Genomic DNA, 15,343 nt, shown 5'->3' with positions numbered 1-15,343 from the left:
CGAACGGAATGGTGAGAATGAGCTTGGGGTGAAAAATCGTTTTGCCAAAACGACTTGGCAACACTGTAGGACCCCATTCCGTGGAGTGTCAAGTGTCACACCAGCTGGAAATTCGGCCATTGACGCAGCTCGGGATCCGGACCTGGTGTGGTTCTCACTGCCGAGAAGAATCGTTTTGGCGCGCGTTGGCAGGACGGCTGCAGCGCGCGTCAACTACCAGAGACGCGCCACATGGAAGCTCCGTCAGGCAGCGACCGGCAACACGAGGAGGTATCCGGCCGGCAGCCCGCTGCTCCAGCGCCGCGGCTCGCGGATCACGAACTGCGTCGCCAGCTGCTCGGGACTGAGCAGGCTGTTGGGCGCCGGCGATGGCCCCCACTGCGTACTGCCGTAGGGATAGAGGGGATCAAGGACGTGGATGCCCGTGACGGAGAAGTCGGCGAACTGCCGGGGGTCGCCCAGCGACTCAAAGCCGCTCATCACCCAAGCATGGCGGCCACTCCACATGACCAGCCCCACCGGCCTTCCCGTCTCGGCCATGGCGCGCGCGGCAGTGCGGAGCGCCTCGCCATAGTCCGGGATGCTGACCACCCGATAGGGACCCATTCCCGATTCGGTCAGCACTTGCGCCCAGCCATAGGGGTTGGCGCCATTGAACGAGTCGGACAAGCGGGCGCGGGCCATCTCCCACAAATCGCTTTGCTGCGCCCTGTCAGCCCAGCCGCTTCCCCCGGTGTCGTCGATGAGGTTATGGGCCATCTGGATGCTCGCGGCAACACACCAGTCGAAGGTGTACTGGGGAACGAAGTCACCTTCCCGGTACAGGTTCAGGGCGAAGGGCTGCGGAGCCGGTGCAGGCGGAGCCGGGGTCGGCTCGGCAGCCGGTGAAGAACCAGGCGTCGATGCCGTCGCGGGCGCAGGCGGCGGAGTCAGGGCATCGCCGGCCTCCGCCACCGCCAGGCCGGCAGACGCCGTTCCGGATGGCGCAGCCGTTGACACAGGCTCCGTAGCCGCCTCCGGAAGGCCCGTCGTCGGCGTGCAGGCCGCAAGGAATCCGGCCAGGGCGACCACCCAAGCCAAAACGCGCAGGCGGGCACCGGCCATGATCGATTGACTCCATCCCTGAGGAGCGGGCTTACCTCCCTCCAGTGTCCTGACCATGGCGCCCCTTGACTACTCCACCCCAGAATCCCTACACTTTTCATAAAGCAGAATCTAAATTCCACAAAGCGGAAACCGTGAAAGCCGGGAAGCAAGGGAAGATAGATCAAAGCCCCTCCTCGGAAGGACCTACGATGACGTACACAGTGAACTGCTCCATCCTCCTTACGGAGCTGCCCCTGCTCGAGCGCCCGGCGGCCGCCAAGGCAGCCGGCTTCGACGCCGTCGAATTCTGGTGGCCCTTCGAAACCTCCGTCCCGGCCGACAGCGAGATCACGAAGTTCGAGAACGCCATCACGGATGCCGGCGTCCAACTCACCGGCCTGAACTTCAACGCCGGCAACATGCCCGCCGGTGACCGCGGCCTGGTTTCCTGGAAGGGACGCTGCTCCGAGTTCAAGGACAACATCGACGTCGTCACCGGCATCGGCGAACGCCTGGGCTGCAAGGCCTTCAACGCCCTCTATGGCAACCGGCAGGACGAATTCACCCCTGAGGAGCAGGACGAGCTCGCCGTCAAGAACCTGGCGGCGGCAGCCCAAGGGGTCGCCCGGATCGGCGGCACCGTCCTCCTCGAACCGGTCAGCGGCGCACCCAAATACCCGCTCCTCACCGCCAACGACGCACTCAACGTCATCTCCCGCGTCAAGGAAGAGACCGGCGCCGGGAACATCAAGCTCCTCGCCGACTTCTACCACCTGGCCGTCAACGGCGACGACGTCGAATCCGTCATCGAAAAGCACGCCAAGGACTTCGGCCACATCCAAATCGCTGACAACCCCGGCCGTGGCGCCCCGGGCACCGGCACCCTCCCCTTGGGGGAATGGATCGCCCGCAGCCGCGAACTCGGATACCGGGGGTACATCGGCCTCGAGTACAAGGAACCACAGGAAACCGCCTTCAGCTGGGCCATCCGCGAACACGTCGCCCGGTAACCACCGCCGCACACACGCAAGACCCCCAAGACTTCAGAAAGAGAACCATCATGAGCAACGTCGCAGTCATCGGACTCGGAATCATGGGCCTGCCCATGGCCATCAACCTGGTCAAGGCCGGCCACTCCGTCACCGGTTTCAACCGCAGCCAGGACAAGATCGACAAACTGGTCTCCGAGGGCGGCACGGGCGCCTCGAGCATCGCGGACGCCGTCAAGGATGCCGACGTCGTCATCACCATGGTGCCGGACTCCCCCGACGTTGAAGGTGTGGTCAGCGGCAAGGACGGCGTCTTCGCCAACGCCAAGCAGGGCGCCCTGTGGATCGACGCCTCCAGCATCCGTCCCGACGTCGCCGTCCGCCTCGCCGCAGACGCCAAGGAAGCCGGCATCCGCCCCCTCGACGCCCCGGTCTCCGGCGGCGAACAGGGCGCCATCGACGCCGTCCTCTCCATCATGGTGGGCGGCGACAAGGCAGACTTCGACGACGCCCAGGACGTCCTGAACGCCGTCGGCAAGACCATCGTGCACGTGGGACCCTCCGGCTCCGGCCAGACCGTCAAAGCTGCAAACCAGCTGATCGTCGCGGTCAACATCGAGGTCCTCGGCGAAGCCATCGCCTTCCTCGAGGCCTACGGCGTGGACACCGACGCCGCCCTCAAGGTCCTCGGCGGCGGCCTGGCCGGCTCCAAGGTCCTGGAGCAGAAGGGCCAGAAGATGCTGGACCGCAACTTCGACCCCGGCTTCCGCCTGGCCCTGCACCACAAGGACCTGGGCATCGTCACCTCCGCCGCCCGCGAAGCCAACGTGGCCATCCCGCTCGGCGCCATCGCCGCCCAGCTCGTCGCCGCCACCGTCAACCAGGGCGACGGCGCACTGGACCACTCCGGACTCTTCAAGCAGGTCCTCCAGCTCAGCGGCCGGAAGTAGCCACTCCCCGCGCAGCCGGGACAAAAAGCGCGGAAACAAGCACTTAAGCAGGGAGCCCGCCGTCGTGGATTACGACGGCGGTCCCCCCGCCACACCCAAAAACAGGTTTCGACAGGCTCAACCACCGGGCCCGACCACAAGCTTTCAAGGAGCACCCCATGAGCAAGATGCGTACCGTTGATGCAGCGGTAGCCATCCTGGAAAAGGAAGGCGCCATCGAGGCGTTCGGCCTGCCAGGCGCTGCCATCAACCCCTTCTACTCGGCCATGCGCGCCCACGGCGGCATCCGCCACACCCTGGCCCGCCACGTCGAAGGCGCCAGCCACATGGCCGACGGCTTCAGCCGCGCCAAGGACGGCAACATCGGCATCTGCATCGGCACCTCCGGCCCCGCCGGCACCGACATGGTCACCGGCCTCTACGCCGCCTGGGCCGACTCCATCCCCATGCTCTGCATCACCGGCCAGGCACCCGTGGCCAAGCTGCACAAGGAAGATTTCCAGGCCGTGGACATCGAGTCCATCGCCAAGCCCGTCACCAAGATGGCCATGACCATCCTGGAGCCCGGCCAGGTTCCGGGCGCCTTTCAGAAGGCCTTCCAGCTGATGCGCTCCGGCCGCCCCGGCCCGGTTCTCCTGGACTTGCCCATCGACGTGCAAATGGCCGAGATCGAGTTCGACATCGATACCTACGAGCCGCTGCCTGTCGAGAAGCCGAAGGCCTCCCGCAAGCAGCTGGAAAAGGCCCTTGACATGCTCCTCGCCGCCAAGCACCCGCTGATCGTGGCCGGCGGCGGCATCATCAACGCCGGCGCCTCCGCGCAGCTGGTGGAGCTGGCGGAAACCCTGAATGTGCCGGTCATCCCCACCCTGATGGGCTGGGGCACCATTCCGGATGACCACCAGCTGATGGCCGGCATGGTGGGCCTGCAGACCAGCCACCGCTACGGCAACGAGAACTACCTGCAGAGCGACTTCGTGATCGGCATCGGCAACCGCTGGGCCAACCGCCACACCGGCGGCCTGGAAACCTACACCGCCGGCCGCACGTTCGTGCACATCGACATCGAGCCCACCCAGATCGGCCGCGTATTCTCCCCTGACCTGGGCATCGCGTCCGACGCCGGTGCGGCGCTGGCCGGGCTGGTTGAGCTCGCCAAGGAGCGCAAGGCCGCCGGGTCCCTGCCGGACTACAGCGCCTGGGTTGCCGAGTGCCAGGACCGCAAGGCCTCCCTGCACCGCAAGACGCACTTCGAGAACATCCCCATCAAGCCGCAGCGCGTGTACGAGGAGATGAACAAGTCTTTCGGCCGCGACACCGTCTACGTATCCACCATCGGGCTTTCGCAGATCGCCGGCGCGCAGATGCTGCACGTGTTCGGCCCGCGCAAGTGGATCAACGCCGGCCAGGCAGGGCCCCTGGGCTGGACCGCCCCGGCAGCCCTCGGCGTCGCCCGTTCCAACCCGCAGCAGACCGTGGTGGCCCTGTCCGGCGACTACGACTTCCAGTTCATGATCGAGGAACTGGCCGTGGGCGCGCAGTTCAACCTCCCGTACATCCACGTGGTGGTGAACAACTCCTACCTGGGCCTGATCCGGCAGTCGCAGCGCGGCTTCAACATGGAGCAGAACGTGTCCCTGGCGTTCGAGAACATCAACAGCGCGCACCTGTCCGAGGACACCCGCGGCTACGGCGTGGACCACCTCAAGGTGGCCGAAGGACTGGGTTGCAAGGCCGTCCGCGTGGAGGACCCCAGCGACCTCGCCGCCGCCTTCGACAAGGCCAAGGCCCTGATGGGCGAGTTCCAGGTTCCCGTGGTGGTGGAAGTGATCCTGGAAAAGGTCACCAACATCTCCATGGGCGTGGAAATCAACGCCGTGAACGAGTTCGAGGAACTGGCCGAGACCGCCGCCGACGCCCCCACCGCCATCCTGGCACTGCAGGCGTAACCATGCGGATCGTGATTGCCCCGGACAAGTTCAAGGGATCCCTGTCCGCCCCGGAGGTGTGCAGGTTCCTCGAAAAGGGCCTGCAGCGAGGCACAGGCGGCAACCTTGACGTCGTCCGGATTCCGGTGGCCGACGGCGGCGAGGGCACCCTCGACGCCGCCGTCGGCTCCGGCTTCACCCGCCGGACGGCAACGGTCACCGGTCCCACCGGCCAGCCGGTGGAAGCGGACTTCGCCGTCCGCGGGCACGAAGCGGTCATTGAGATGGCCACCGCATCCGGGCTCGCCCTGGTACCGCGGACCAGCAAGGGCGCCCGGCCGGACGCGGCAGCAGCCACCACGGCGACGTCCCTGGGGACCGGCCAGCTGATCCGGGCAGCATTGGACGCCGGCTGCCGCCGCATCGTACTCGGCGTTGGGGGCAGCGCGAATACCGACGGCGGCGCGGGACTCCTGCAGGGACTCGGCGCCCGTCTCCTGGACAGCAGGAACAACGAACTCCCACCCGGCGGCGCAGCCCTCGCCAACCTGCACAGCATCGATTTCACCCACTTTGAACCGCGCTTGGCGGACACCCGCTTCGTGCTGGCATCCGACGTCGACAACCCGCTGCTGGGCGCCCAGGGCGCCGCGGCGGTCTTCGGCCCGCAAAAGGGTGCCACCCCACAAGACGTCGGCATGCTCGACGCCGCCCTGGCCAGGTTTGTCGAAGTCCTGGCCAGGGAAATCGGATTCCGCGCCGTCAAGGCCGCCGAGGCTCCCGGAGCCGGGGCGGCCGGCGGCGTGGGCTACGCCGCCATCGCCGTCCTGGCCGCAACGCGGCGGCCGGGCATCGACGTCGTCCTCGAATTCACGGAACTGGCGGACCGCCTGGCCGGCGCCGACCTGGTCATTACCGGCGAGGGCAGCCTGGACGAACAAAGCCTGCTCGGCAAGACCCCCATGGGTGTTGCCCGGGCCGCGGCGGCGCAAGGCGTTCCGGTCGTCGCCGTCTGCGGCCGGACCACCCTGGACCACGGGCAGGCGTCGGCCGCAGGATTCGACGATGTTTACGCTTTGACGGCGCTCGAATCAGATGTAAACAGGTGCATAGCAGAGGCAGGGCCGCTGCTGGAGCAGCTGGGCACCCAAATCAGTGCGGGGCTGGCGGCCAACAGGCCTGCCACCGCAAGTACCAAGGAGGACCTCCGTGTCTGAAGAACGTTTTGACCTCGTCATCCGGGGCCGGCGCATCCTGACCACCGCCGGGATTGCCCCACGCGAGGTGGGCGTCCGCAACGGCAGGATCGTGGCCCTCGAACCGCTCGGCAACGGCCTTGCCGGCTCCGAAGTCATCGAACTCGCCGACGACGAAACGCTGCTCCCGGGCCTGGTGGACACGCACGTCCACGTCAACGAGCCCGGCCGCACCGAATGGGAGGGCTTCGCGTCCGCCACCCGGGCCGCGGCAGCCGGCGGGGTGACCACCATCATCGACATGCCGCTGAACTCCGTCCCGCCCACCACCACGGTGGAAAACCTCAAGCTCAAGCGCGAGGTGGCCGAGGACCAGGCGTTCATCGACGTCGGATTCTGGGGTGGCGCCATCCCCGGCAACAAGGCCGACCTGCGCCCCCTGCATGATGAGGGCGTCTTCGGCTTCAAGTGCTTCCTCCTGCACTCCGGCGTGGACGAGTTCCCGCACCTGGACGCGGACGAGATGGAAGAGGACATGGCCGAACTCAAGTCCTTCGACTCGCTCATGATCGTCCACGCCGAGGACTCGCACGCCATCGACCGTGCCCCGCACCCCGGCGGCGACCACTACTCAACGTTCCTTGCCTCGCGCCCCCGCGGCGCCGAGAACAAGGCCATCGCGGAGGTCATCGAACGGGCCCGCTGGACCGGAGCCCGGGCGCACATCCTGCACCTGTCGTCGTCGGATGCCCTGCCCATGATCGCCTCCGCCAAGCGCGACGGCGTCAAGCTCACCGTGGAGACGTGCCCGCACTACCTGACCCTGATGGCGGAGGAAATCCCGGACGGCGCCACCGCCTATAAGTGCTGCCCGCCCATCCGCGAGGCCTCCAACCGCGAGCTGCTCTGGGAGGGGCTGCAGGACGGCACCATCGACTGCATCGTCTCTGACCACTCCCCCTCCACCCTGGACCTGAAGGACCTGGAGAACGGCGACTTCGCCGTCGCCTGGGGCGGCGTCTCCTCGCTGCAGCTGGGCCTGTCCCTGATCTGGACCGAGGCGCGGCAGCGCGGCATCCCGCTGGAGCAGGTAGTGTCCTGGATGGCTGAAAAGCCCGCCAACCTGGCCCGCCTCGGCAACAAGGGCCAGCTGGCCCTTGGCTACGACGCCGACTTCGCCGTCTTCGCCCCGGACGAGGCTTTCGTGGTGGACGTCTCCAAGCTCAAGCACAAGAACCCCATCACTCCCTATGACGGCAAGGCCCTGTCCGGCGTGGTCCGCAAGACCTTCCTCCGCGGCGCCGTGGTGGACGGCCAGACCCCCACGGGCAAGCTGATCCGCCGCGGCGGCGTATAAGGACCGGCCATGGCAGTGGAAGCCCATCATCCGCGGCCGGCTGCCGCGCACCAGGTTCCAGCCAGGCGGGCCACCGCTTACGGGCTGGCCCTGTGGGTGGTTCCAGCTGAGGGCGCGAGCCCGGAACTCCTGCGCCACGCCGCCCGCATGGTCCTCGCCAAAGCCCTGCAAACTGCTCCGGAGGCGGAAGTCCATTGGCCTGCCGCCGGAGCCCCCACGTCCGCCGCGGAGGGAGCCGCAAACCACTCCTCCCGCACTCCCTCCGCGGCGGAGGACCCGTGCCCGGCACAGCCGGGGGACGACGACGGCACCCTGCTCCCGCCGTCGGCCGGGCCCGTCAGCCGGGTGGCCGTTGACCTCGCGGCCGATGCCGTCCTGCTGGACGGGACGCCGGTGGCCCTCACCGGCGTCGAATACAAGGTGCTGCACTACCTGGTGACCCACCTGTCCCGCACGGTAGGCCGGGAGGAACTGCAACAGTTCCTGGAGTCCCTGGCCTTTCCCGGCGCCACTGCACGGTCCATCGACGTGTACGTGGGGAGGATCCGCAGGAAACTGGGCAATGCCCGCCATGCCGTGGCCACCGTTCGCGGCGGCGGCTACCAGTTTGTTGCCGGTCCGCACGCAACCGTTCGGGGTCCGGCGGAATACTGCATATGACGCAGGAGTTGTATCACCAAGCGGCAAACCGCTTCACTGGATGTTTGGCCATCACTGACCAGTCTTACAAAGGAACGCCATGAGCCCCACCCTGACCACCAAGCTTCAGCCCGGCACGCCGGCTCCTGAGTTCACCCTCCGGGACGCCCAAGGCCGGGAGACCTCGTTGGCCGATTACCGTGGCAAGAACGTCATCGTGTACTTCTACCCCAAAGCCGCCACTCCCGGCTGCACCACCGAGGCCTGCGACTTCCGCGACAGCCTGTCCTCCCTGCAGGGCAAGGGCTACGAGGTTGTCGGCGTCTCCCCCGACGCCCAGGAGGCCCTGGCCGGCTTCACCGGTGATTTCTCCCTGACCTTCCCCCTGCTCTCAGACCCCGACCACACTGTCGCCCTGGCCTACGGAGCCTGGGGCGAGAAGCTGGTCAACGGCGAAATCCACGAAGGAATCGTCCGCTCCACCGTAGTGGTGGACCCCGAAGGCAAGGTCACCCTGGCCCAATACCAGGTGCAGGCCGACGGGCACGTCGCCCGCCTGAAGGAAGCCCTCGGCATCTAGACCTGCCTCCGCTTCCCGCAGCTGTTTCCCGAACGCCCCTGCACGTGGTGCAAGGGCGTTCGGCGTTCCCGGGACGGCACTTCCCCGGGTGCGTTGCCTGCGGCCGGCAGCCGGTGGAAGGATGGCGGGATGGCCATCGAGGTACGCCCGGCAACGGTTTTCGAGGACGTCAGGACCATGGTGGGGCCCAAGCGCCCTGACGCGACGGTCTGCTGGTGCCTGAGCTACCGGATCCCGTCCCAGCAGAACGTCGCGCTGCGCGCTGAGGAACGTGGCGCGCTGGTTAAGGAATTGGTGGCCCAGGACCCGCCGCCGGGGGTCCTGGCGTACGACGGCGGCGAGGTGGTTGGATGGGCCGCGGTCCACCCCCGTGCGGACACCAGCTTCGCCCGGAACCGGAAAATTCCGCACGTGGACGGACTGGACGCCTGGTCCGTGTGGTGCCTGCGAGTCCGTCCCGGACACCGCGGCAAGGGCATCTCGCACGTCCTCCTGGCCGGGGCGGTGGAAATGGCCCGCTCCTACGGCGCGCCGGCCATTGAGGGGTATCCGGTGGACAACGGCGGCAGCAAAGTGGACCTCACCATGGCCTACGTGGGCACCCGCAAACTCTTCGAAGACGCCGGGTTCGCCAAGGCCGCGGAAACGGACTCGGTGCTCAATGGCTTCCCTCGTGTCCTGATGAGGCTGGCGCTGCCCTGAACCTTCCCGGCCCGGGACCCGGAAGTGGCAGGTGCTACTTGCGGCGCCAGTACTTCCCCCAGTCAACCTCCATGGCCCACAACGCCAACAACAGCGCGTCCATGGTCATGAGTCCCGCCAAAAGGTACGCCCAGCCTGCCAACACGCCCACTGCAATCTCCTGACTATCCCCAGCCAATCGATTGCTGCTAAGTCTGGCACCTACAGCGCCGCTAAGGAATGCCCGCTTCCCGCAGTCTTTAAAAGATTCGCGAACCTGCTGTGGGCCTCGGTCTCCACCTTGAGCCGCCGGGTCAGCTTCTCCACGTGCCGGGACATCTCCTCCCCCACGGGGAGGCGGTCGCCGGGCCAGCTCGAAACTTCCCGCGATTCGGCGAGCGCGTGCTCCAGGTCCTTTGCCGCGGCCCGCACTTTCCGTGCGTGGAAGTACAGGCGGATCAGGGCCCTGGCCTTGTCCGCCCCTCTGTTCCTGACGTCTTCCATGGGCTTCCCCGCCTTCCGCAAGCTATACAGTCTCCGCGCGGTCGTCGTCGTATCCTGATGCCCGGAAGCTGCTGCGTTCCTTCGAGTGTGCGCGGGCTTCCTCAACGTCTGGGCAAGCAGGTGCCAAGATTTCCGCAAGATCTGCTGGGTGCCCCGCGGCTGGGCGGAAGGACCGGAAACCGCCCTGTCAGCCAAGTCACCGGAAACTGTGAAGCATAAGACATGCCCTGTGCGGCTTAATACGGTTAAGTAGAGCTATGGTCTCTCCCTCCGAATCCCGCCGTGCGGTGGTCATCGAAGATGACCCGGACATTCGCGGCCTGCTGGTCCGTGTCCTGGCGAAGCAGGGCTTCGATGTCACCCACGCCGGAGCCGGCCTGCCGGGGGTGGAAGAAGTCCGCCTCCGCAAGCCCGATCTGGTGACCCTGGACCTGAACCTCCCCGACCTCGACGGTCTGGAAGTGTGCAAACTCCTGCGCGAATTCTCCGACGCATTCATCGTGATGCTCACGGCACGGGCCGACGAACTGGACAAGCTGACAGGCCTGGACAACGGCGCCGATGAATACATCAGCAAGCCGTTCAGCCCGCGGGAGCTGCAGTCCCGCATCAACGCACTGTTCCGGCGCCGGCCCTCCGCTGCCGCCGAATCCGCGGCCCGGGGCGAGCTGGAACGCGCCACCGAGGTACAGCAGAGCCTGCTGCCCAAGGAGGACATCCGGATGGACGGCTATGACGTGGCCGGCATCTTCCGCCCCTCGCGCAACGTGGGCGGCGACTTTTACGACTGGTACCAGACGCCCGAAGGTCTCCACCTGACGTTCGCGGACGCCATGGGCAAGGGGATGGGCGCCGCCCTGATCGCGGCCACCGTCCGGGCCGTCATGCGCTCCACCGGCCAGCGGCAGGACCTCGACGCCGGTTTCGCCTCCGCCAGCAAGGCGATCGCCACGGACCTGGATTCCTCCAACTCATTCGTGACCCTGTTCCATGCCCGGCTCGACGCATCCTCCGGAAAGGTCAGCTACGTCGACGCCGGACACGGCCTGGCGCTGCACGTCCAGCCCGTCGGGCCTGCGGCACGCCTTCCTTCCGGCGGACCACCGGTGGGCGCATGGCCCGGGACACAGTGGCCGCATGCGGAACTGGAGCTGGCCCCCGGGGACACCCTGGTGGTGGTCAGTGACGGCGTCCTGGACGTCTTCGCATCGGTGGAGGACTTCACCGACGCCGTCCGGGCGGCCACGCAGTCCGCCGGCTCCGCGCATGAGGCCAGCAACGCCATCCTGGCCCTGGCGCCGGCCGACACCGCAGAGGATGACGTCACTGTGGTTGTGGTCCGTCGGCTGCCCGCAGAGGACGCGGCCGCATGACCCGTTTCTGGACCCGCCTGGTGGTGGTCCTCACCGTCCTGACAGGCCTGAACTACATCGCCTGGCGCTGGATGTCCTCCCTGAACTGGGACGCGTGGTGGATCGCGCTGCCGCTGGTGGCCGCAGAAACCTACAGCCTCATCGACGTCATGCTCTTCGGGATGACCGTGTGGAACCTGAAGATCCGCAAGGGCGCCCCCGAACCGCCCCATGACGCCACCGTGGACGTCTTCATCACCACGTACAACGAGGACCTGGACATGGTCCTGACCACGGCGCTGGCGGCCCAGAAGATCCGCCACCCGCACAGCACCTGGATCCTGGACGACGGCGCCCGGCCCGAGCTCAAGGCCCTGTGCGAACAGCACGGCCTGGGCTACGTCACCCGCAGCGAGGACTGGACCAAGGACCTCCCCCGCCATGCCAAGGCAGGAAACCTCAACAACGCGCTGATGGTCACCGACGGCGAATTCCTGCTGATCCTGGATGCGGACCAGATCCCCGAACCGGACATCCTGGAAAAGACCCTGGGCTACTTCAACAACCGGCGCGTGGCCCTGGTCCAGACTCCCCAGTACTTCAGCAACGTCCCGGCCAGCGACCCCCTGGGCAGCCAGGCGCCCCTGTTCTACGGCCCCATCCAGCAAGGCAAGGACGGCTGGAACGCCGCGTTCTTCTGCGGCTCCAACGCGATCCTCCGCCGCGAAGCCCTGATGCAGCTGGGCTTGGTGGGCTACGTCAAGGAAACCGAAAAGAGCATCCGCCGCGCCCTGGCCGCATCGCGCGCAGCCATCCGGCAGGCCCGCAAGTCCACTGATATCGACTCGCCGTTGGTGGCCGAGGTGCTGGACGAAGTGGAGGCCGCCACCCGGGAAGCCCAGCAGGAAGTGGACGCCGGCCAGCCCCTGGCCGAAGTCACCTACCGGGTACGCCGCCGGGTGGACGCCGCGGTGCAGACCCTGGTCCAGGCCGACGTCGCGGCGCTGCAAGCAGACCTCGAAGAGATCGCCGCCATGGAGCTTGCGCACGTGGGTGAGTCCGGCGTGCCCGTGGTGGCGGACGACGCTGTCCAGCGCATGTCCGCCCGCGACTGGTCGCCGCTGGGCGCGCTGGAATCTGTCCAGGCCGTGCTGGACGCCCTGACCGTGGAGCGGACCGGCGAGGCCCAGCCGGTAATGCCGCTGGCCACCATTTCCGTGACCGAGGACATGGCCACCGCCATGCGCATGCACGCGATGGGCTGGGAGAGCGTCTACCACCACGAAATCCTGGCCTATGGCCTGGCTCCGGAGGACCTGAAAACCATGCTCACCCAGCGGCTGCGCTGGGCGCAGGGAACGATCCAGGTGCTGCTCCGTGAAAACCCGCTGGTGCAGAAGGGCCTGAAGCTGGGCCAGCGCCTGATGTACTTCGCCACCATGTGGACGTACCTGAGCGGGTTCGCAGCCGTCATCTACTTCGCCGCCCCCATCATCTACCTGCTGCTGGGCATCCTGCCGGTGAGCAGCCTGAGCTGGGACTTTTTCATCCGGTTCATCCCGTTCATGGTGGTCAACCAGCTGCTGTTCGCGGTGGCCGGCCGTGGCATCCCCACCTGGCGCGGCCAGCAGTACAGCCTTGCCTTGTTCCCCACGTGGATCAAGGCATGCACGACGGCGGCGCGCAACGTATGGTTCGGCCGTCCCCTCGGGTTTGCGGTCACCCCCAAGGCGCGCCAAACCGGCGGACCGAGCTGGAGCCTGATCCGGCCCCAGATCGTGGTGTCCGTCCTGCTGGCCGTCGCCGCCGTCGTCGGCATCATCCGCCTGGCCACCGGGCTGGCGGAACCGCTGGGCACCCTGGTCAATGTCATCTGGGTGGTCTTTGACCTGGTGGTCATGAGCATCCTGGTCCGCGCCGTGCTCTACAAGGGGTACGAACCGGCCGCAGAACCTGCAACAAGAGAGGAATCCTGATGGAGTTCAGTTATGAGGTCAAGGACTCATACGCGGAGGTCAAAGCGGACGGACGGCTGAACATGGTCTCCGCCCCGAAGCTGCGCGAGTTCGTCACCGACGTGATCGCCGGTGGGTCGAACCGGATCGTGGTCAACCTGGAGAACACGGCGTTCATGGACTCCTCGGGCCTTGGCGCGCTGATCGGGTGCCTGAAGGCGGCACGGCAGGCAGGCGGCGACCTCCGGATCGCCGCGGTGCAGCCGCAGGTGAACATGGTCCTGAAGCTGACCAGCATGGACAAGGTCCTCACGGCGTACACCACGGCCGAAGAGGCGTTCGGCAATGACTGAGGTCCTGGCCTCGCGCAGCTTCCGGGGGGCGGCCGCCGAGGATGCCATCGAAGCGGTCCACAACGACCTCGACAGCCTGTGGCTGGATGTTCCATTCGTCAACGACATGGACCAGATGACGTTCACCACCGCGGTGATCGAATCTGCGTCCAACATCGTCCAGCACGCCCAGCCCGCCGGTGAACGGGACGTGGAGCTGGGCGTGGAAACCACCGTGCAGCCCGCGCTGCTGCAGGCCCGCGTCAGTGCCTATTACGCCAAGCCGCCGTTCGGTCCGATGGAGGCTTCCACCCCGGACGAGGACGCCGAATCAGGGCGGGGCCTGGCGCTGATCGAAGCGTTGGTGACCACCGTGACGTTTGAACGCCAGGACGGCACCAACACGTGGGTGCTGTCCCGGACGTCCTCCCAGGACTAGGTTCGGGGCCGGCTAAGGCCGGGCGGGGAACAGCACCGATACCGTCGCGCCACCGCCTGGTGTGTCACCAATGGCGAGTTCGCCGCCGTGCGCCTGGGCGATGCGCCGGGACGTCGCCAGCCCCAGCCCGGTCCCGGGCCCGTCGCCGGGGCGGTTCAGGCGGACCAACGGCTGGACCGCCCGTTCCCGGTCCGCGGGCAGGATCCCCTTGCCGTTGTCGGCCACGGTAAGGGTGGCGCCTTGGGGTCCTTCGCTGGCGCCGACGGTTATTCGCAGTGCACGGTCGGCGCGGCCATAGTTCAAGGAATTCGCCAACAGGTTCTGCACCAGCGTCCGCAACTGGGCCCGGTCCGCGAAGATTTCCGCGTCCTCGCACGAGATGCCGCTGCCGTAGCCCAGATCCACCCCCAGGTCCTGCGCGGCCTCGGCGGTGACAGCCAGCAGGGATACCCGTTCCGGACGGATTTCGCCGTCCACCCTGGCATAGGACAGCACCTCTTCCAGCATGCCCAGCATGCGCCGGCCGCCGGTGCCAATCAGGTCCAGGTATTCCGCGGATGGGTCTGACGGCGTGATTCCGGGATCATCCTGTGCCAGCTCCACATATCCCAGGATGGTGGTCAGTGGAGTGCGAAGGTCATGGCTGACCCGGCCGGCGAATTCGGAGAGCAAATCGTTGCTGCGCCGCAGTTCGGCCAGGGCGTCGTTGAGCTGGAGGGTTCGGTGCTGCAGTTCCAGGAGTTCGACCACCTGGTGGGCCAACACCTCCAGCAGTTCGATTTGCTCCGGAGCAGGGAGTTTCGCCTCATCGGAGAACACGCACAGTGACCCAAGGACCAGTCCCGAGGATGTCTCCAACGGCACGGATGCGTAGAAGCGGACGTCGGCGATGCGGCCGGTGACGAACGGGTTGGCGGCGAACCGGGGATCCCGGGAAGCGTCCCGGACCACCGTGGTGCTGTGGTCGAGGAAGACCACGGCGCACATGGAATCCTCGCGGGCGCAGACCCCGGGGTCGATGCCATACGCAGCAATCTGGACCTGTTCACTGGACGTGATGATGTTGACCACGCTGTAGGGCACCCCGCACAGGGAGGCGGCGAGGCGGACCAGGTTCTCGAGCGCCTCCTGCGCCCCGTCATCAATCAGGCCCGCTGTGTCCCCCGCTGCCAATGGCAGTAGTCCATAGGCCCGCAGGCCCGCGTCGCGTCCTGCATCCTGATCGGTCAGCACTTGCATAGCCGCCCCGTCCATAATTCCCTTGTGCCCCCAGTATCATCAGCGTGGGCCCGTGGCCCTTCCGCGATCCTACCGGCTGGCCCAAATGGCTGATGTACGCTCTTGACACGGGCGCC

Annotated in this window: 15 protein-coding genes; 12 read left to right on the top strand and 3 right to left on the bottom strand. The window is 67.0% G+C overall.

Going from position 1 to position 15,343, the window contains the following annotated elements; genetic code table 11:
- Positions 1–243: 243 nt before the first annotated feature.
- Positions 244–1,104 (bottom strand): hypothetical protein, encoded by an 861-nt coding sequence (locus tag C563_RS0104615; RefSeq protein ID WP_026264367.1) that lies wholly within the window; start codon positions 1,102–1,104, stop codon positions 244–246.
- Positions 1,105–1,295: 191 nt separating this feature from the next.
- Here C563_RS0104615 and C563_RS0104610 point away from each other — a divergent pair, with 191 nt between their 5' ends.
- The 8 genes from C563_RS0104610 (at position 1,296) to C563_RS0104575 (ending at position 9,427) form a co-directional block, all read left to right on the top strand.
- Positions 1,296–2,096 carry a hydroxypyruvate isomerase family protein gene (locus tag C563_RS0104610; protein WP_018760865.1) on the top strand — a complete coding sequence of 267 codons (801 nt, stop codon included), beginning with the start codon at positions 1,296–1,298 and terminating at the stop codon, positions 2,094–2,096.
- Positions 2,097–2,146: 50 nt separating this feature from the next.
- On the top strand, positions 2,147–3,025 hold the full coding sequence (locus C563_RS0104605; RefSeq protein ID WP_018760864.1) for a 2-hydroxy-3-oxopropionate reductase: 879 nt from the start codon (positions 2,147–2,149) through the stop codon (positions 3,023–3,025).
- 158 nt (positions 3,026–3,183) lie between these two features.
- Positions 3,184–4,974, top strand: coding sequence for a glyoxylate carboligase (gene gcl / locus C563_RS0104600; protein ID WP_018760863.1), 1,791 nt, complete (start codon positions 3,184–3,186; stop codon positions 4,972–4,974).
- 2 nt (positions 4,975–4,976) lie between these two features.
- Positions 4,977–6,170 carry a glycerate kinase gene (locus C563_RS0104595; protein ID WP_018760862.1) on the top strand — a complete coding sequence of 398 codons (1,194 nt, stop codon included), beginning with the start codon at positions 4,977–4,979 and terminating at the stop codon, positions 6,168–6,170.
- Positions 6,163–7,506 carry an allantoinase AllB gene (gene allB, locus C563_RS0104590; protein WP_018760861.1) on the top strand — a complete coding sequence of 448 codons (1,344 nt, stop codon included), beginning with the start codon at positions 6,163–6,165 and terminating at the stop codon, positions 7,504–7,506. Before C563_RS0104595 ends, allB begins: the two co-directional genes overlap by 8 nt.
- A gap of 9 nt (positions 7,507–7,515) precedes the next feature.
- Positions 7,516–8,166 carry a winged helix-turn-helix domain-containing protein gene (locus C563_RS0104585; protein WP_018760860.1) on the top strand — a complete coding sequence of 217 codons (651 nt, stop codon included), beginning with the start codon at positions 7,516–7,518 and terminating at the stop codon, positions 8,164–8,166.
- Positions 8,167–8,245: 79 nt separating this feature from the next.
- Positions 8,246–8,725: a thioredoxin-dependent thiol peroxidase gene (bcp, locus tag C563_RS0104580; protein ID WP_018760859.1), complete on the top strand. Its 480-nt coding sequence runs from the start codon at positions 8,246–8,248 to the stop codon at positions 8,723–8,725.
- Between the two features lie 129 nt (positions 8,726–8,854).
- On the top strand, positions 8,855–9,427 hold the full coding sequence (locus tag C563_RS0104575; RefSeq protein WP_018760858.1) for a GNAT family N-acetyltransferase: 573 nt from the start codon (positions 8,855–8,857) through the stop codon (positions 9,425–9,427).
- 201 nt (positions 9,428–9,628) lie between these two features.
- Here the strand turns inward: C563_RS0104575 and C563_RS0104565 are convergent, their stop codons facing one another.
- The gene (locus C563_RS0104565) at positions 9,629–9,910 is read right to left on the bottom strand and encodes a hypothetical protein (RefSeq protein WP_155845097.1); all 282 of its coding nucleotides are present in this window, start codon (positions 9,908–9,910) and stop codon (positions 9,629–9,631) included.
- Between the two features lie 257 nt (positions 9,911–10,167).
- Here C563_RS0104565 and C563_RS0104560 point away from each other — a divergent pair, with 257 nt between their 5' ends.
- From C563_RS0104560 to C563_RS0104545, 4 genes are read left to right on the top strand one after another with little or no spacing between them, the layout of a single operon-like run.
- The gene (locus tag C563_RS0104560; RefSeq protein ID WP_018760855.1) at positions 10,168–11,283 is read left to right on the top strand and encodes a PP2C family protein-serine/threonine phosphatase; all 1,116 of its coding nucleotides are present in this window, start codon (positions 10,168–10,170) and stop codon (positions 11,281–11,283) included.
- Complete coding sequence (locus C563_RS0104555; protein WP_018760854.1) at positions 11,280–13,238, top strand: glycosyltransferase family 2 protein; 1,959 nt, start codon at positions 11,280–11,282, stop codon at positions 13,236–13,238. Before C563_RS0104560 ends, C563_RS0104555 begins: the two co-directional genes overlap by 4 nt.
- Positions 13,238–13,570: an STAS domain-containing protein gene (locus tag C563_RS0104550; RefSeq protein ID WP_018760853.1), complete on the top strand. Its 333-nt coding sequence runs from the start codon at positions 13,238–13,240 to the stop codon at positions 13,568–13,570. Before C563_RS0104555 ends, C563_RS0104550 begins: the two co-directional genes overlap by 1 nt.
- Complete coding sequence (locus tag C563_RS0104545; RefSeq protein WP_018760852.1) at positions 13,563–13,988, top strand: ATP-binding protein; 426 nt, start codon at positions 13,563–13,565, stop codon at positions 13,986–13,988. Before C563_RS0104550 ends, C563_RS0104545 begins: the two co-directional genes overlap by 8 nt.
- Positions 13,989–14,000: 12 nt before the next feature.
- On the opposite strand, the gene C563_RS0104540 is transcribed toward C563_RS0104545, so the two are convergent.
- A complete protein-coding gene (locus C563_RS0104540) occupies positions 14,001–15,227 on the bottom strand; it encodes a sensor histidine kinase (RefSeq protein ID WP_018760851.1) in 1,227 nt (408 codons plus the stop codon).
- Between the last annotated feature and the right edge of the window lie 116 nt (positions 15,228–15,343).

The organism is Arthrobacter sp. 135MFCol5.1 (assembly GCF_000374865.1).
Lineage (GTDB): Bacteria > Actinomycetota > Actinomycetes > Actinomycetales > Micrococcaceae > Arthrobacter.
Note: the sequence above shows the minus strand (reverse complement) of the source record. Positions and strands in the feature narration are given on the sequence as shown.

What these genes read in the sequence shown, in the direction of transcription:
- C563_RS0104615 (WP_026264367.1), bottom strand. Translation starts at nt 1,104, where the DNA reads ATGGCCGGTGCCCGCCTGCGCGTTTTGGCTTGGGTGGTCGCCCTGGCC.
- C563_RS0104610 (WP_018760865.1), top strand. Translation starts at nt 1,296, where the DNA reads ATGACGTACACAGTGAACTGCTCCATCCTCCTTACGGAGCTGCCCCTG.
- C563_RS0104605 (WP_018760864.1), top strand. Translation starts at nt 2,147, where the DNA reads ATGAGCAACGTCGCAGTCATCGGACTCGGAATCATGGGCCTGCCCATG.
- gcl (WP_018760863.1), top strand. Translation starts at nt 3,184, where the DNA reads ATGAGCAAGATGCGTACCGTTGATGCAGCGGTAGCCATCCTGGAAAAG.
- C563_RS0104595 (WP_018760862.1), top strand. Translation starts at nt 4,977, where the DNA reads ATGCGGATCGTGATTGCCCCGGACAAGTTCAAGGGATCCCTGTCCGCC.
- C563_RS0104585 (WP_018760860.1), top strand. Translation starts at nt 7,516, where the DNA reads ATGGCAGTGGAAGCCCATCATCCGCGGCCGGCTGCCGCGCACCAGGTT.
- bcp (WP_018760859.1), top strand. Translation starts at nt 8,246, where the DNA reads ATGAGCCCCACCCTGACCACCAAGCTTCAGCCCGGCACGCCGGCTCCT.
- C563_RS0104575 (WP_018760858.1), top strand. Translation starts at nt 8,855, where the DNA reads ATGGCCATCGAGGTACGCCCGGCAACGGTTTTCGAGGACGTCAGGACC.
- C563_RS0104565 (WP_155845097.1), bottom strand. Translation starts at nt 9,910, where the DNA reads ATGGAAGACGTCAGGAACAGAGGGGCGGACAAGGCCAGGGCCCTGATC.
- C563_RS0104560 (WP_018760855.1), top strand. Translation starts at nt 10,168, where the DNA reads ATGGTCTCTCCCTCCGAATCCCGCCGTGCGGTGGTCATCGAAGATGAC.
- C563_RS0104555 (WP_018760854.1), top strand. Translation starts at nt 11,280, where the DNA reads ATGACCCGTTTCTGGACCCGCCTGGTGGTGGTCCTCACCGTCCTGACA.
- C563_RS0104550 (WP_018760853.1), top strand. Translation starts at nt 13,238, where the DNA reads ATGGAGTTCAGTTATGAGGTCAAGGACTCATACGCGGAGGTCAAAGCG.
- C563_RS0104545 (WP_018760852.1), top strand. Translation starts at nt 13,563, where the DNA reads ATGACTGAGGTCCTGGCCTCGCGCAGCTTCCGGGGGGCGGCCGCCGAG.
- C563_RS0104540 (WP_018760851.1), bottom strand. Translation starts at nt 15,227, where the DNA reads ATGCAAGTGCTGACCGATCAGGATGCAGGACGCGACGCGGGCCTGCGG.